Origin of the sequence: Glutamicibacter mishrai (assembly GCF_012221945.1) — a bacterium.
Lineage (GTDB): Bacteria > Actinomycetota > Actinomycetes > Actinomycetales > Micrococcaceae > Glutamicibacter > Glutamicibacter mishrai.
The window spans coordinates 2,273,298-2,288,026 of the sequence record NZ_CP032549.1 but is presented as its reverse complement, the minus strand read 5'-3'; the positions used below and the strand labels follow the sequence as shown (position 1 = coordinate 2,288,026).

The following is a 14,729-nucleotide window of genomic DNA, read 5'->3' as shown; positions in this document are numbered from 1 at the left end:
CCTTGTGCGGGGCCGGGCCCCTCACAAGGCGGTGGAGGCTATCCGTTTACTTGATTTCCAGTTCCTGCAGCGTTGACAGTGCGCTGTTCCACGCAGCTTCCCCGTCGGTGCCCTTGTCAATGGCGATGGTTGCCGGCCCGAAGACCTGCTCCTGGATGACCGAGTCATCTGCGCCCTTGTACTGGGCCTTCACTCCTTCGGCGCGGTGGCCAAGGATCTCGCCGATCGGTGCGCCGTTGAAGAACTTGGTCAGATCGTTCTCGCCGGTCACTGCCTTGGACTTCTGCGCTTCAAGGTTGCTCGGGAAGGCGCCTGCCTCTTCGAAGGAGGTGGCCTGGGAGGTGGCGTTGGTCAGGTACTGGGCCAGCTTCGCAGCCTCAGCGGGGTGCTTGGAGGTGCTTGGCACGGTCAGGAATGCGCCGCCCCAGTTGGCCGGTCCGCCAGGGAAGACATCGGCGAAGTCCCAGCCATCGGAAGCGTCGCCGCCGGCGCCTTCAACTTGGCCCTTGACGTTGCCCAGCATCCAGCCGGGGCAAGGCATGACGGCGAAGGAGCCATCGACAAAGGCCTGACCCTTGCCCCAGTCCCACTGGGTCTGCCCGGAGGACAAGCCCTTGGATGCGGCGTCCGAGAGCTGGTCCCAGCGCTTGCGCAGTTCGGCATTGGAGTCGATGTTCAAGGTGCCATCGGCTTTGTAGTAGCCCTCGTCAAGCTGGTTCACCATGGCGTTCCAGACGAAGCCGGACTGGTCGTAGAAGGCCTTGTCGGTCTTCTTCACGTAGTCTGCGCCCACCGAGAAGAAGTCATCCCACGTGGCGTCTTCGCCGCCGAAGAGCTCGGCGACCTTGTCGCGATCGCTGGGCAAACCGGCAGCCTTGAAGAGCTTGCTGTTGTAGCACAGGCCCATCGGGCCGATGTCGGTGCCGTAGCCGATGGTTCGTCCGTCAGCGTCGGTGGCCTGCTTGACTTTCCAGTCCACCCAATCGCCGGAGATGTCACTGGCGCCGTATTCGTTCAGGTCAGTGAAGCTGTCGGACACTGTCATCACCTGGCCGAGCCAGCCTTCTTCTACAGCTTGCACATCTGGCAACCCGGCGCCTGCAGCCTGTTTGGTTTTCCAGTCGGTCAGCGCGTTGCCGCCGGTGTCGATGTTGGTGGCTTCAATGGTGACCCCTGGGTTTTCCTTCTCGTACTGCTTGTACAGCGGGTCCAGTCCCTGAGTGCCGAAGGTGGTGACGGTGAGGGTGACGGGGTTATCGGCCGAGGCTGGCTGGGCAGCGTCCTTGCTTGCTCCCGATGAGCATCCGGCAGCCAGCAGCGCGATGCTTGAGGTCAGTGCTACTACCTTGGCAAGCCGGGTTGTGCGTGAAGATTTCACGGTGACTCCATTCAAGTTCAGTTCGTGCAAGTGTGGGTACTGCTAAATTTTGAGAGCGCTCTCAAAATTGGGCAAAAATAATGGGCCCATTCCTGAACCCTGCTTGCCATGGCAATGAAAGCAGCTCCGCTTATCCATTTTGTGAGCGCTCTCACGAAACGTCTTCAACAATTCTCCACGATGGATCTTTCCTGTCAACCCCTAACTTCTGCAGGCAAAAAAATAACAGCCAGGCATGCCTTCGAGCAGCGAAGGAATGCCTGGCTGTTATTGCCAGCGGGAACTAGCCCTTCTTATTCAGTTCCAGTCCAACCAACAGCGGATCGTGATCCGAAGAGCGGTACTGGTTCGCGGTGAACAGATCGGTGATGTTGTAGTTGTGCCGGCTGTACTCGTAGCCCACGGATTCGATCGCATTGATATTCCAGATGTCTTGGCCAGTGACCTTTGCAGCTAGCTCAGGGGAGGCCAGAATGTGGTCCAATGAACCGCTGAGCCCGTCGTAGACGTAGCTCTGGGAATCGGCCTTGGCACCGATGTCGGTGAACCCGGCCTCGGTCAGAACGCGAATCGGATCTTCAGCGGCATAGGAGTTGAAGTCACCGGCCAGCAGGACCTTTTGCGTGTTTCGCGAGACCTTCAGCTCTTCAGTGAATCGAACCAATGCCTGGGCCTGCTCGACACGGTCTGCATTCCACGCGCCCTGGCCGTCGCCAGAATCGGCATTGCCCGAACCATCATTCGGGTTGGATCCCTTAGACTTGAAGTGGTTGGCCACCACGACAAAGCGGGTGTTCTGGTTTCCGCCGACCTTCTGGAAAGCCTGGCCCAACGGGTCACGGGCATTATCAAATGCGGCATCCTGCAAGATGACCGATTCATCAATCGGCTTCACCGCCTTACCGCGGTAGATGATCGCGGTGCGGATGACATCTTCATCGGCCGGCACGGTTGCCGGGCTCGGGACGAAGCTCCACACCTTGCTGCCAGCGGCGGCATTCAGCTGATCAACCAGGTGGGACAGAGCTGCATCGCGATCCTGTCCAAAGCGTGCCGAGTTTTCGATTTCCTCAAGGACCACCACGTCGGCGGTGAACTTGCTCAGCGCGGAAACAATCTTGGACTGCTGGCGTTCGAAGCTGATCGCATCGGCAGCGCCGCGGGCATCGCAGCCCTGCTTCACGGTCAGCGGGTTGCCTTCACGGTCCCGGTAATAGGTGCAGCCCTCAAGCTGATCGCCGGTGGTAGTGAAATAGTTCAAGACGTTGAAGCTGCCGACACTGAGGTTGCCGCCGACTTCTTCGGGAGCCTCGTTGCTGATCTGCTCGAAGTCCAGCGCGATGTCGGAGTCCTGGGCGCCGATCACTTGGCCCTGGGGCTGCAAACGCCACAGGTCGTAGCGGTAGTCCAGGATCATTGGGCCGGTGAAGCTCGCCTTGGCACCGACGCTCACTCGCTGCTCGGCATCGATATAAGGCAGGGCAACGGAAGTGTTCTTGGCGGTGCTGAAATTCAACGTGGCTCCATCATCGACCACGAGCGCACGCTGCGCATTTTCTTCAGCGAGCGCTTTGGCCTGGGAGCTTCCGGGAGCAAAAACATCGGTCGGCTGGCGCAGAAGCTTCTCGCCAGGCAGGATCGAGCTAGTCCCCTGGGCCAGACTCAATTCGCCGTACTGGTTCAGCGAGTAGTTATCCGAGACGGTGAACTCTCCTTGAGGCTCAACGAGCATTGATTCGATCTGCTCGCGTCCTGCCTCGTCGCCAGGCAGGGAGATCGCCAACGGCTTCACGCTTTCGGCCGGCTCGGCTAGCTGCTGGACACCCTGGGCCTTGATCTGGGTCAGCCCGTAGTATTCGCTGACCGCGCCGGAGACCTGGACAAAGTCGCCTACCTGCACCGAGGAGACCTCGTCAGGAGCATAAACAAAAATTGCCGGGCTGCCTGCGGTGGGAACTTCCGCCCCGGTGCCTTCGCTTTGCACATAGAAACCGCGGATCCCGCCCTCGGCATAGGCGCCGGTGACCACGCCTTGCACGGTGACCTGCTGGCCGGACAATGGCGAGCTGTTGCCGGTGCCCTGCACCTGTTCGATGGGGGTGATTTCGACTGTGTCCGCTTGGGCCACCGAGAAGCTGGATACAGCCACGGCGCCGCCGAGCAGAACCGCTGCAATGCGAGTAGTTCTTCTCTTGCTCATGTTTTCCCTTTAGGTGATGATCGTTGCGTGACGGCCAGGCCGCCACAAGTGGTGAGGGCTCGAGGTAATCAAAGTTCGATGAACTACTAATGAACTTCGCACCGCGGTTTTCAACACGCCCCAAGAACAATCCAAAGGCATCAAGCGGTTTACGTCTAGAGGTGATTAAAGGAATATTCGCACTAATTGAACTGACCGGTCAGTTCAATTAGTCTGTAATTGTGCTTATCGCAGATTCAGTCACCGTCAAAGGCCGCCACGAACAGCTGGTGCCGCCCACTTCCCTGAGTGTGCAGCGAGGCGAAGTGCACCTGGTAGTCGCCGACCCGCAGATTTCACGTACCGCTTTGGCCCTTGCGCTGAGCGGTCGCATGCAGCCCACCTCAGGCGCAGTAGCGTGGGGCCATTCCGACGCACTGAAAACCCTGCGCCGACACAGCGCGCTGCTCGATTCTCCTGAGGTGAACGAGCCAGAATCCCATATGAAGGTCCGCGACGTGGTTGGCGAGGACCTCGCTTTGGTCCCCGGTCCTATTTGGCGCAAGCCACGAGCCAAAAAGTGGATCAGCGAACATGGCTTTGATGACGTCGCCGCCGACTGGGCCGATGCCATTGACCCAGCACGCCGTCTGGAATTGCAGTTGCTTCTGGCCGCCGAAAATCCGCACGTGGAATTACTGGTTCTCGACTCCCCCGACCGCCACGATCTGCACGACGAGTTGTGGATGGACCTGCTCATCGAGTTTGCCTCTTCCCCTCGCGAATTCGCAGTGCTGGCCATCGTAAGCGATATTCCCTACGACTGGGACGGGCCGGTCAGCTACCTCGGCTCGCTGCCTGAACAACCCGAGGAGATCGCTGATCCTATCGAGGAAGAAACCCTCGAAGAGACCAGTTCCGAAGGCTTCGTGCAAGAAGAACTGGACCTTGATCTGCCTGAGCCGACAAGCCAAGTGCCGGTCATCGACCAGCCGGCCAGCGAAGAACCTGCCGCTGAATCCAGCGAAGCGAAGGACAACTAATGACGACTTTGCAACTTGCGCTCTCCGAACTCAAGCGCATGACCCGAGGCACCCTGCCGAAGCTGGCGCTGATCGCCTTGACCTGCGTGCCATTGCTCTACGGCGCGCTCTACCTGTACGCCAACTGGGACCCGCAGGGCAACCTGGACAAGGTCACCGCCGCGGTGGTCAACCTCGATGACGGAGCGGAAAAAGACGGCAAGGACACCAAGGTCGGCGACGACGTGGTGAAGAACCTCGAAGAGGACGGCACCTTCAGCTGGGCCCATCTGGACTCCCGCCAAGAGGCCGAAGACGCGGTCGCCAGCGGCGAGTACGCCTTCGCACTGGTGCTGCCCGACGACTTCTCCGCAGCCCTGGTCTCCCCCGGCGACTTCAAGAAGGCCGACCAGGCCAATCTCGAGCTGCTGACGAACGACGCGAATAACTTCATGGTTTCCAACTTCGCCCGCACCTTGGCCGGCGAGGTGCGCAATTCGGTCTCCGAAGAGGTCGGGACCGAAACCGCCTCGGCGATGATCGCCGGATTTGTGGATATCCACGACTCCATGGGCGATGCAGCCGACGGTGCCAAGAAGCTCTATGACGGAACCCTGAACCTCGGCGATGGAGTAGTCACCCTGGCCGACGGCACGACCAAATTGGTGGACGGCAGCAGCGATCTGAGCGATGGCACCGTCCAGCTCAAGGACGGCACCACGCAGCTTTCCGGCGGCCTGGATGACCTGCTGGCAGGGCAGAAGAAACTCAGCACCGGCGCCAATGCGCTGGCCGACGGCACCTCAGAGCTGGCCACCGGCGCCGACAAGCTCAATGACGGCCTGCAGAAAATGCAATCGCAGACCTCCTCGCTGCCCGGCTCGGTGGGCAAGCTCAACGATGGAGCACACAGCGCCAAGAACGCCGCCGATCAGCTGGCCACCGGTTCGCGCCAAGTCGCAGACGGCAACGCGCAGCTGGCCGGCACCGCAGATGATGCCATCTCGGTGATCAACCAGCTGCAATCAGACACCGATGCGCAGCTGAAAAAGGTCAAAAGCGACTCCCAGGCCCAACTGGATGCCCTGGTCGCCGACGGCACGCTGACCGAGGAACAGGCCAAGACTATCAAGGCCACCATCAGCCAAAGCGTCGAGAACTCCTCCGTGCCCGACGCCCTGGATGCCAAGGTCAAGCAGGTGAACTCAGGCCTCTCCGGACTGCAGACCCAGCTGCACACCCTGGCCGACGGTTCCGAAAAGGTCGCCGACGGCAATAAGCAGCTGGCCAGCGGCCTGGGCACCCTGGCCGATGGCACCAAAAAGCTGGATGCCGCGGTACCGGCCCTGGTTGATGGCATTTCCACGGCCGCCGACGGTTCGGCCAAGCTTGCCGCCGGTGCGCACAGCGCAGATGACGGTGCCCAGAAGCTGGCCGACGGCGAGAAGTCGGCGCTGGCCGGCACCTCCCAGGCCGCCGACGGTGCCAAGACCCTGGATGACGGAGCCGGTTCCCTGGTGGATGGCAGCGATCAGCTGCACAGCGGCCTGGTGCAGCTCTCCGACGGCGTGGGCGACCTCTCCGATGGAGCGCAGCAGCTCGAAGACGGCTCCGGCGACCTCTCCGACGGCCTGAAGGATGGCGTCAAGGAAGTCCCGAACCCGGATGAGAAGACCAGCGACCAGCTGGCCGACGTGATCGGCTCCCCGGTGGCCCTGGATAACGTCAAGCAGACCGCTGCCCAGTCCTACGGCGCCGGACTGGCACCGTTCTTCATGACCCTGGCGACCTATATAGGAGTTTTGGTCCTCACCCAGGTGATGCGCCCGATCACCAAACGCGCCCTGCTCTCCAACGGCAGCAATTGGAAGATCTCGATCGGCGGCTGGCTGCCCTTCGCGGCGATCGCCGTGGTGCAAACCACCCTGCTCTACTCGGCCGTGCACTTCGGCCTGGGCCTGAACACGGCGCACCCATGGATGGCCTGGCTGCTCTTGGTCCTCGCCGCACTGTGCTTCAGCGCCTTGATCCAGGGATTCTTCGCCCTGCTGGGCACCGCCGGCAAGTTCCTGGTGCTGGTACTCATGGTCCTGCAGCTGATCACCGCCGGAGGAACCTTCCCATGGCAGACCCTGCCCGAGCCATTGCAGTTCCTGCACCAGATCCTGCCGATGGGCAATGTCGTGCTCGGCATGCGCCACCTGGTCTACGGCGCCGACCTGAGCGTCATGTCCACGGTCATCGGCTCCCTGCTGGCCTACACGGTCCTCGGTTTGCTGCTGAGCATGCTGGCGGTGCGCAAGAATAAGACCTGGACCCTGAAGACCCTGCAACCGGAGCTGAAAGAATGACCACCCCCGCCAGCCAGCGCCAGCGAGTGCGCGCCACCGATTCCAAGGAACGGCTTTTCGAGGCCGCCATGACGCTGTTGGGCAACCGTGCTCCGGAGGCAGTATCGGTGGACCAGATCGCCGCGGCGGCCGGCGTATCCAAGGGCACCGTCTACTACAACTACGGTTCCAAGGATCAGCTGATCAGCCAGATCCTCGACTTTGGCGCGAACAAGCTGATGGACGAGCTCTCGCGCGTGGCCGCCGGGCCCGACCCCTATGCGGCGCTGAAGCATATGGTGGAATTCGCCATGGATTTCGTGGCCAGCTACCCGGCCTTTGTCCAGCTGTGGATGCAAGAGCAGCTGCATGCCGATCTCGCCACGACCACGACGCTGCACAGCCGGGTGACCGATCTGCTCCTGCAGGTGCTCGAACGCCTGGCCCACCTCGATGAGGCCGACAAGCTGCCGGTGGCCACCACCATTTTCGGCGCGGCCCTGTTCACCGCGCGGATGCGGGCCACCTGGCGCGAGGATCTGGCGCGCGATCAGGTCATCAACGCCGTCATGCTCACCGTTGACGGCCTGCTGGCAACCCGGCCGCCCGCCACTGGCTAGTCGCCTGCAGCCCCGGCAGCTGCCCGGAGTAGACCACCACGCCCCGATAGCCGTTCAACCGCCCGAGAACATAGGCGTATCCGTCGGCCGGCAACCGGGTGAGCAGTTCATCGAGCACCAGCACCGGTGGTTCGCGCAGCAAGGCGCGGGCCACCAGCAAGGCCGCCTGCTGGCCGCGGTCCAGCGGTTCGCCGCCGCGACGCAGCCTGCTCTGCTCCGCCTCGGGCAGCGACTGCAGATCCAGCCCGCAGCGCTGCGCCAATTCCAGCGCCTTGCCCATGGCGGAACCGGGGTGGCGGTAGCGCAGTGCACGGCCCAAGGTTCCTCGCTCGGGCACCATGGATTCCAGCGCCGCGCCCACCAGCTTGCGCCGTTCGGTGGACGGCAAATCCTCACTGCGCCCTTCGGCGATCCACACGCCCGCCTGCCCTTGGCCGCTCTGGGCGAAGCTTCCGGTGGCAATGGCCGCCAGCAAGGCCGAGCAAGCAGCGGGCGCGCCGAGCAACTGGATGCGTTCGCCGGGTTGGGCGCGCAGCACCGGGAAGGCCTCTGCGCCATCAAGCTGCGGATGGATCCGCACCGCCGAGCCCTGGCCCATCAGCTCCTTGGCATTCCTGGTGCTGGCCGGCGCCTGCTGGGCACCTGACCACTGCTGTTCCTGGGCCAGCAGCGGCGCGAGAATCTGGCGTCCGGCCTTGTAGTTCTGCCGGTACTCCACCGCCTTGCCCCATTCGCCCAGGCTCCCGGCGCAGATCCCCATCAGGGTCAGTGCCGTCGCGACCGCGGTATGGGGCAACCCCGCCACCGAACATGCCCCGACCGCCAGCGCGGTCCCCAGCAATGGCACCGCCAAGGCCGAAGCGCGCAGGGCACCGGCATAGCGGGCGCGCTGCACCGAAGCATCCATGACCTTCTGCGCGCTCGCCTGCACCCGCGCTACTTCGCGGTCAACCCCGCCCCCGGAAGTGATCGCGGTCCGCGCCGCTACGGTGTCGGAGATCCGGGCGGCCAGGTATCCGCGTTGCCGCCGCAGGCTCCTGGCGCTGGCGAACGTCCCGCCCGCGAGCCCCAGCAGGAGTGCCGCTTCGATCACCAGGGTCGCCCCCAGGCTCGCCGCCAGCAAGGGATGCAGCAGCCACAGTCCGATGCCGCTGACCAGCAGCAGCGGAATGCCCGCCACCAAGGGCACCATGCCCTGCACGATCCAGTTTCGAATGGAGGATAGGTCGTTGGTGGAGCGGGCGATGGTGATCCCGGCCGACGGGCCGCGCACGCTGCGCAGCGCATGGGCGATCAGCCCGCGGCGCAGCTGCGCCACATAGTGCTGCCCCAGCTTCTCGGCCAGCACCCGTTCGAGGTACTTGGCGGCAAAAAACCCGAGAACCAGCCCGATCACCGAGCACAGCGCCGCCATCGTGAACCCGGCGGCCAGCTGCCCGATCAGCCAGCTGGCCGCGATCGAGAACAGCCCGGCGAGAATGCCCAGGCCCAGCAGGCCCGCCAGCAGCATCCTGCGTCCCGGCGCATACAGCGGGGGAAGCCGTTCTGCGTGTGCCAAGGGCATCGCTACTTGGCCGGCAGCAGGCTGGCGGCCACCTCTGCTTGGCACAGATCGAAGGTGCCGATCACCGGGGTGGACAGCTGGCTTTGGGCTTCCTGCGCGGCCAGCGGCGAAGCAGTCACCACGCCGCTGACGGCCGCGAGATCCAGCCCGGCCTCCAGCAGGATGCGCTCGCCGGCCTGCGCGCCGAGCGCATCCTGGGCGCTGAAGAGCACGCGGTCGACGTGCTCGGCGAAGATCGGATCGGCCAGCAGCCGCGAGGTTTCACCCTGGAACAGTCCGTCGGCGATCTCGATGACCACCGCGTCGGCGCCGGTGGCGCTCTGTTCGCGGATCATCGCCACCAGCAGCGAACGCACCGTCTCGTAGTCCAAGCGGTAGGTGGTCGGGTAGCCGAAGTCGGTGAAGTCGCAGACGCTGAACGCGCCGGCATCGGTGAACAGATTCGGGTCGTTGCCCGCTCCGGTGCCGGTGGCCTTCCCGGCGGCCACCTTCAGCCCGCCGTTGACCAGCCCGTTGACCAGGCAGCCCAGGGTGGTGGACTTGCCCGAATTCATCGAGGTGCCCAGCACCGCGATCACCGGCGGGCGCACCTGTCCGAGCTGCGCGGCCTGCGGCGATTCGTTGTTGATATCCAGCGGCGCGAAGTCCGAGAGGTTGACGACCTTGCCGTGGCGCGTCAGCAGGCCCACCGGCTCAAGCTGCGTGGCCTTGTCGATGGATGCGTGCTGTTCGATCACTTCGCTGGCCACGCCTCCCCCGGCCACCAGCTGGCAAGGACCCAGATCGTCCGGCACGTGGGCGAGGAATTGGTCCGGCGCATAGCGGTGGCCGTAGGCGACCATGATTTCCTGGCCGACGAACATCAGCTGGCGGCGCGATACCGGTGACTGAAGCCGGCTGTGCTTGCCCAGTTCGGTGACCGTGGCGATCACGACGTCGCCGGGTGCCGGAACCACCTGTGCCCGGCGCACGATCTGGAAGTCCTGCGGGTTGCGCTGCAGTTCGGCAGCGACAAAACGGGTGGTGTACGCGGCCCGGATGGCCCGGGCGCGAGCTGCGTCGATATGCTCCTGCACTTCGCTGCGCGCGGCGGTGCTCTGAACTGGAAGTGATTCTGCGATGACGGCCATGGTCCCATTCCTCTTTCACACAAGACCCGGGGCACCTGGTGGTGTTCCGGCGTTGGCTGTGGCGCCAACAGTTCTCAGTGAAGCGAGGGATGGTTAACCGAAGATGAACTAACCCTGAGGTCTTCCGGGGCGATCGATGAGAGGGTTTTCATCTACTTCTCATAACCCCAGATCATCTAAATAACGTAGTTTGACTAGTGCATAAGAAAAAACTCGGTGAGAGTTCTCTCATGCGGGCCGCGGAGCGAGGAAATGCGTCACCTTAGCGTCGCGAGCATCCAAGTGCGAGTACGGGTGGCTGGTTTCCAACACCGTTGTTCCCAGGGTCGGATAGTTCATTGCCAGCTCGTAAACGGCTTCCTCGTCGGAGTCGACCGAGGCGAGCCTCAGGGCCAGCTCCTGGAGGATCGGCTGGTGCCCGATCACCAGCAGGTTGCTCACCGTTTCGGGGACCTCATTGATAATGGAGCACAATTGCGAGACGCCCGCTGAATAGATCCGCGAATCCACATAGGGCGTAGGCCCCTTCTCCCCCAACTCCGACAGCACCCACGCGCAGGTGGAGCGAGCCCGCAGGGCATCCGAGCAGAGGATGTAGTCCGGAATCAGGTCGTTCTCCACCAGCCATGCGCCAGCCGAGGGCGCCTCGCGGTGGCCGCGGGCGGCCAGCGGCCGATCATGATCGGCAACGCCGAGCGGATAGTCAGCCTTGGCGTGGCGCATCAAGATGAGCTTGCGCGAATGCATGGTGTTCATCTTCCCAGCTTAAGACAGCAGCGGCGGGCAAACCGAATATGGTTTGCCCGCCGCTGCTGGGTGATCAGATTAGATCGAGTATTCAGGTGCTGCCCAAACGACAACTTCCGGGTGCTCGTAGAAGCGGTAGCCCTGGCCGCGTACGGTGCGCACGGTGTTGGCCAGGCGGCCCAGCTTGGAGCGCAGGCGGCGGATGTGCACGTCGATGGTGCGCTCGTTAGGCACCTCTTCGGCATTGCGCCACAGGTTTTCGAGCAGTTCTTCGCGGCCTACGGTGCGGGTGCCGTTTTCCACGAGGAAGTTCAGCAGCTCGAATTCCTTGAAGGTCAGGTTCAGGGTGTCGCCGTCCAGGTACACTTCGCGGCGCGACAGGTCGATCAGCACGCCGGATGGGCGTGGGGTGCTCGGGCGGGCTTCAGCGCGTGGGCGGCGCGAAACCGTTGGGTCGCCCAGTGCCTGGCGGACCACGTCAATTGGCTCACCCTGGGCGCTGGTTGGCGCCAAGGCGACTGCCGCGTGGGTCTGGGCCTGTGGCGACAAGGTTGCCAGGAAGGCGCGGACCTGGGTGGCCAGCTTGCCCAGCGAGGTTCCCTGCGCCTGGGCTGCAGCTTCGTCCAGGCCTACATACAGCACGAATCCGCGGGCCGAGGTATCCGCGCTGGCCTGGCTTGCAGGCTGCACCGGGGTGTTGGTCGGCTGATGCGTAGCTTCACGAGTTTCCTGGACGTTGGAAACTGCGCGCAGTGGGCGATAGCCCGCTGGTGCATAGTTGCCAGCAGCCTGGCGCTGTGCAGCAGCCGCGCGGTTCTGCGCGTTGCGAATTGAAACGTGGACGTATCCGGATCCAGCCGACATGATGTTTTCCTCTTTTAGTGCGAAGGCCAAGTGGCTTGGCGCTCGTGCTTCGGGTTTTGCTTGCGCTGTTCATGGCCTTCGTCCATGCCCAGCAGTTGGGTTTCCCGTCAACGACCGGCAAAATCTCGATTACGAGTGACTCATAATTCCGTTTTCGCGGTGTTGACGCCGAGCATTCGATTGCAACGTGCATTGGCAATCCGCGGTTGCCCGCCGGGATGCTTTTTGCTGTTCTGCGCCGTACTCACACCTCTAGTTTCCTCGTAACATTGTCAACTTGCAAGTAACAAACCAGGGGCATGTCCATATAGTGAGACAAAACCGTTCAAAGGTGATATACGACACTTTAGGCATATCTAGGAGATCTAAGCGCTTAACTACTCAATATGTTCAAGCTTTCCGAGTAAACCATGCATACCGACTAGTCCATTCAGTGCCCTGAATATCCATTCATCACAACACGCTGTCCACACTTCAATCATTCGTCGATCGCAGGGCTTGACCAAATTAAGCACTACCTGCCAGCAGAAATCCTGCATAAAATCGACTTGCAGTCATAGCTCGCGCACAGCAAAATCATATTCTTACCCCAAGGCAATAGGAGACGCTGTTAAACATGAATGAATCTCGGTTTTCACCTTCGCAATTGCCCCGCCTCACCCATCCCGATGGCACCCCGATCAAGGTCCTCGTAGTTGACGATGAGCCTTCGCTGGCCGAACTGGTCGCCATGGGAACCCGCATGCTCGGCTGGGAAGCCACCATGGCCCACGATGGACCCGAAGCCGTCGCCACTGCGCGTTCGCTCGCGCCCGACGTGCTGGTTCTGGACTGGATGCTGCCAGGCTTCGACGGCCCCGAGGTGTTGCGCAAGGTCCGCACCCACTTCCCCGAGATTCCCGTCCTCTTCCTCACCGCCAAGGACGCGGTAGAAGATCGCATCGAAGGCCTCGGTGCCGGCGCCGACGACTACGTCGCCAAGCCATTCAGCCTCGAAGAGGTGCTGATCCGATTGCACCGCCTGGTCGAACGCTCAGGTGCCGCAGCCGCGGATACCGCTGAACTGGTGGTGGGCGATCTGGTGCTGAACATGGATTCGCACGATGTCTCCCGCGCCGGCCGCGACATCTCTCTGACGGCTACCGAATTCGATCTGCTCAGCTACCTGATGAGCAATGCCCGTCGCGTGGTCTCCAAATCGCAGATCCTCGATAACGTCTGGCACTACGACTTCGACGGCCAGGCAAATATCGTCGAACTCTACATTTCATACCTGCGCAAGAAGATCGACGTCGACGCGGAACCAATGATCCACACCGTGCGTGGCGTCGGCTACGTACTGAAGCCGGCGGCATGAGTTTTTTCTCCCCTAGCACCAAGGTCAGCTCCCCGCATTCGCTACAGCGCAAGCTCCTGCTCATCCTGCTGACCTCGCTCACCGCCGTCTCGGTCCTGCTCGGCGTGCTCTACAACGCCGGCATGCGGCAGACCCTGATGGACCAGCTCAACAGCCAGCTGCGGCTGACCACCGAACGCGCGCTGAATTATTCGCAGGGCGCTCCAGCGGTCAACTCGCGCCTGGATGCGCCGGGCCAGGCCGCCGGCACGCTCACCGCGCGCTTTGTGGACAAGTACGTTTTCAACGGCGGCGTGCTTGATGAACGCACCGGCGAGCTGCAGCAGCTTAGCCAGGAAGACGCCATCCCGATGGTGGATCTCGAGCTCAGCGACCTGCACCCGGACAAGGACAATTTCCATCCGGTCCGAGCCCACCTGACGGTCGGCGACTACTACCTGGTCGCGGTGAAGGACTCCGGCTCCAACGGCATCTTGATCGTCGGCTTGCCATTGCACAGCACGGACTTGGCGCTGCGCGGCATGGCCTGGCTGACCCTGTTCATAGCTTTGATCCTGATCGCCGGCGCGGGGCTGGCCGGTTCGTGGCTGATTTCGCGTTCGCTGGCATCGCTCAAACGCGTGGCCTCCGTGGCCGCATCCGTGGCGGCCGAAGACCTGGATTCGGGCAAGGTGGCGCTGACCCAGCGGGTTCCTTCCGAGGATGCGGTCCCGGGAACCGAGGTCGGCAATGTGGGCAACGCGCTGAACGCCATGATCAGCAATGTCTCCACGGCCTTGACCGCGCGTGAGAAATCGCAGGCCCAGATGCGCCAGTTTGTCGCCGATGCCTCCCACGAGCTGCGCACCCCGCTGTCCTCGATTCGCGGCTACACCGAGCTGCTCTCCGCCACCGAGCATTTCTCCCCGGACGGACAGCGCTCCGTCGACCGGGTGCTGCAGCAGAGCAGCCGCATGGGATCGCTGGTGGAGAATCTGTTGCTGCTGGCTCGATTGGACGAAGAAAATTCGTTCAAGCGCAGCAACCTGGATCTGGGCATGCTCACGGCCGACATCACCGAGGACTTCAAGCTGACCGCGCGCGACCATCAGTGGGACTTCGAGTGCCTGGCCGAGCAGACCACGGTCTTCGGCGACTCCGCCTCGCTGCGCCGGGTGATCACCAACCTGCTGGCCAACGCGCGCAAGCACACCTCGGCTGGCAATACCGTCACCGTCACGGTGGACCAGGATGATGAAACCGATGAAGCGGTGCTGGAAGTCCATGACACCGGCGAAGGCATCGCGCCTGAATTCCTGCCAAAGGTCTTCGAACGCTTTACCCGTGCCGACAAGGCGCGTTCGGGGTCCGATGGCACCACCGGGCTGGGCCTGCCGATCGCCAAGAGCATCGTCGAAGCCCACGGCGGCACCATCTCGGTGACCTCCGAGCCTGGCAATACGGTCTTCGAGGTCCGCCTGCCGCTTGCCGGCGAGGAACCTCAGCCGGATATGCCGAAGGCCGCGGTCTGATGACCGCGGCCTTCGGGCTAGTGCTTA

The 14,729-nt window shown here is 62.7% G+C and carries 11 protein-coding genes; 5 read left to right on the top strand and 6 right to left on the bottom strand.

Annotated elements, in window-relative coordinates; all coding sequences use genetic code 11:
* Positions 1 to 46 precede the first annotated feature (46 nt).
* Both D3791_RS10860 and D3791_RS10855 read right to left on the bottom strand, forming a co-directional pair.
* Positions 47 to 1,378, bottom strand: coding sequence for an ABC transporter substrate-binding protein (locus tag D3791_RS10860; protein WP_172512209.1), 1,332 nt, complete (start codon positions 1,376 to 1,378; stop codon positions 47 to 49).
* Positions 1,379 to 1,661: 283 nt separating this feature from the next.
* Positions 1,662 to 3,578 carry an ExeM/NucH family extracellular endonuclease gene (locus D3791_RS10855; RefSeq protein WP_172512208.1) on the bottom strand — a complete coding sequence of 639 codons (1,917 nt, stop codon included), beginning with the start codon at positions 3,576 to 3,578 and terminating at the stop codon, positions 1,662 to 1,664.
* A gap of 221 nt (positions 3,579 to 3,799) precedes the next feature.
* On the opposite strand from D3791_RS10855, the gene D3791_RS10850 reads away from it, so the two are divergent.
* The 3 genes from D3791_RS10850 to D3791_RS10840 are packed head-to-tail and all read left to right on the top strand — an operon-like array spanning position 3,800 to position 7,529.
* Positions 3,800 to 4,600 (top strand): hypothetical protein, encoded by an 801-nt coding sequence (locus D3791_RS10850; protein WP_022875567.1) that lies wholly within the window; start codon positions 3,800 to 3,802, stop codon positions 4,598 to 4,600.
* Positions 4,600 to 6,930, top strand: coding sequence for a YhgE/Pip domain-containing protein (locus D3791_RS10845; protein ID WP_172512207.1), 2,331 nt, complete (start codon positions 4,600 to 4,602; stop codon positions 6,928 to 6,930). The genes D3791_RS10850 and D3791_RS10845 overlap by 1 nt, the downstream gene beginning before the upstream one ends.
* Positions 6,927 to 7,529, top strand: a complete 603-nt coding sequence (locus D3791_RS10840; RefSeq protein WP_172512206.1) for a TetR/AcrR family transcriptional regulator — start codon at positions 6,927 to 6,929, stop codon at positions 7,527 to 7,529. Before D3791_RS10845 ends, D3791_RS10840 begins: the two co-directional genes overlap by 4 nt.
* Here the strand turns inward: D3791_RS10840 and D3791_RS10835 are convergent.
* From D3791_RS10835 to D3791_RS10820, 4 genes are all read right to left on the bottom strand, one after another.
* Positions 7,483 to 9,087, bottom strand: a complete 1,605-nt coding sequence (locus tag D3791_RS10835) for an ABC transporter ATP-binding protein (RefSeq protein ID WP_172512205.1) — start codon at positions 9,085 to 9,087, stop codon at positions 7,483 to 7,485. The two genes, D3791_RS10840 and D3791_RS10835, sit on opposite strands and share 47 nt — an antisense overlap.
* A gap of 8 nt (positions 9,088 to 9,095) precedes the next feature.
* Positions 9,096 to 10,223: a DUF1611 domain-containing protein gene (locus D3791_RS10830; RefSeq protein ID WP_216847344.1), complete on the bottom strand. Its 1,128-nt coding sequence runs from the start codon at positions 10,221 to 10,223 to the stop codon at positions 9,096 to 9,098.
* A gap of 228 nt (positions 10,224 to 10,451) precedes the next feature.
* Positions 10,452 to 10,979: a SixA phosphatase family protein gene (locus D3791_RS10825; protein WP_022875562.1), complete on the bottom strand. Its 528-nt coding sequence runs from the start codon at positions 10,977 to 10,979 to the stop codon at positions 10,452 to 10,454.
* Between the two features lie 69 nt (positions 10,980 to 11,048).
* Positions 11,049 to 11,834 carry a winged helix-turn-helix domain-containing protein gene (locus tag D3791_RS10820; RefSeq protein ID WP_172512204.1) on the bottom strand — a complete coding sequence of 262 codons (786 nt, stop codon included), beginning with the start codon at positions 11,832 to 11,834 and terminating at the stop codon, positions 11,049 to 11,051.
* A 616-nt stretch (positions 11,835 to 12,450) separates the two neighbouring features.
* On the opposite strand from D3791_RS10820, the gene D3791_RS10815 reads away from it, so the two are divergent.
* Positions 12,451 to 13,191: a response regulator transcription factor gene (locus tag D3791_RS10815; protein WP_022875560.1), complete on the top strand. Its 741-nt coding sequence runs from the start codon at positions 12,451 to 12,453 to the stop codon at positions 13,189 to 13,191.
* Positions 13,188 to 14,702, top strand: a complete 1,515-nt coding sequence (locus tag D3791_RS10810) for a sensor histidine kinase (protein ID WP_172512203.1) — start codon at positions 13,188 to 13,190, stop codon at positions 14,700 to 14,702. The genes D3791_RS10815 and D3791_RS10810 overlap by 4 nt, the downstream gene beginning before the upstream one ends.
* Positions 14,703 to 14,729 lie beyond the last annotated feature (27 nt).

Coding starts and splice junctions, on each gene's coding strand:
- D3791_RS10855 (WP_172512208.1), bottom strand. CDS start 3,578: ATGAGCAAGAGAAGAACTACTCGCATTGCAGCGGTTCTGCTCGGCGGC.
- D3791_RS10820 (WP_172512204.1), bottom strand. CDS start 11,834: ATGTCGGCTGGATCCGGATACGTCCACGTTTCAATTCGCAACGCGCAG.
- D3791_RS10825 (WP_022875562.1), bottom strand. CDS start 10,979: ATGAACACCATGCATTCGCGCAAGCTCATCTTGATGCGCCACGCCAAG.
- D3791_RS10840 (WP_172512206.1), top strand. CDS start 6,927: ATGACCACCCCCGCCAGCCAGCGCCAGCGAGTGCGCGCCACCGATTCC.
- D3791_RS10815 (WP_022875560.1), top strand. CDS start 12,451: ATGAATGAATCTCGGTTTTCACCTTCGCAATTGCCCCGCCTCACCCAT.
- D3791_RS10845 (WP_172512207.1), top strand. CDS start 4,600: ATGACGACTTTGCAACTTGCGCTCTCCGAACTCAAGCGCATGACCCGA.
- D3791_RS10810 (WP_172512203.1), top strand. CDS start 13,188: ATGAGTTTTTTCTCCCCTAGCACCAAGGTCAGCTCCCCGCATTCGCTA.
- D3791_RS10830 (WP_216847344.1), bottom strand. CDS start 10,223: ATGGCCGTCATCGCAGAATCACTTCCAGTTCAGAGCACCGCCGCGCGC.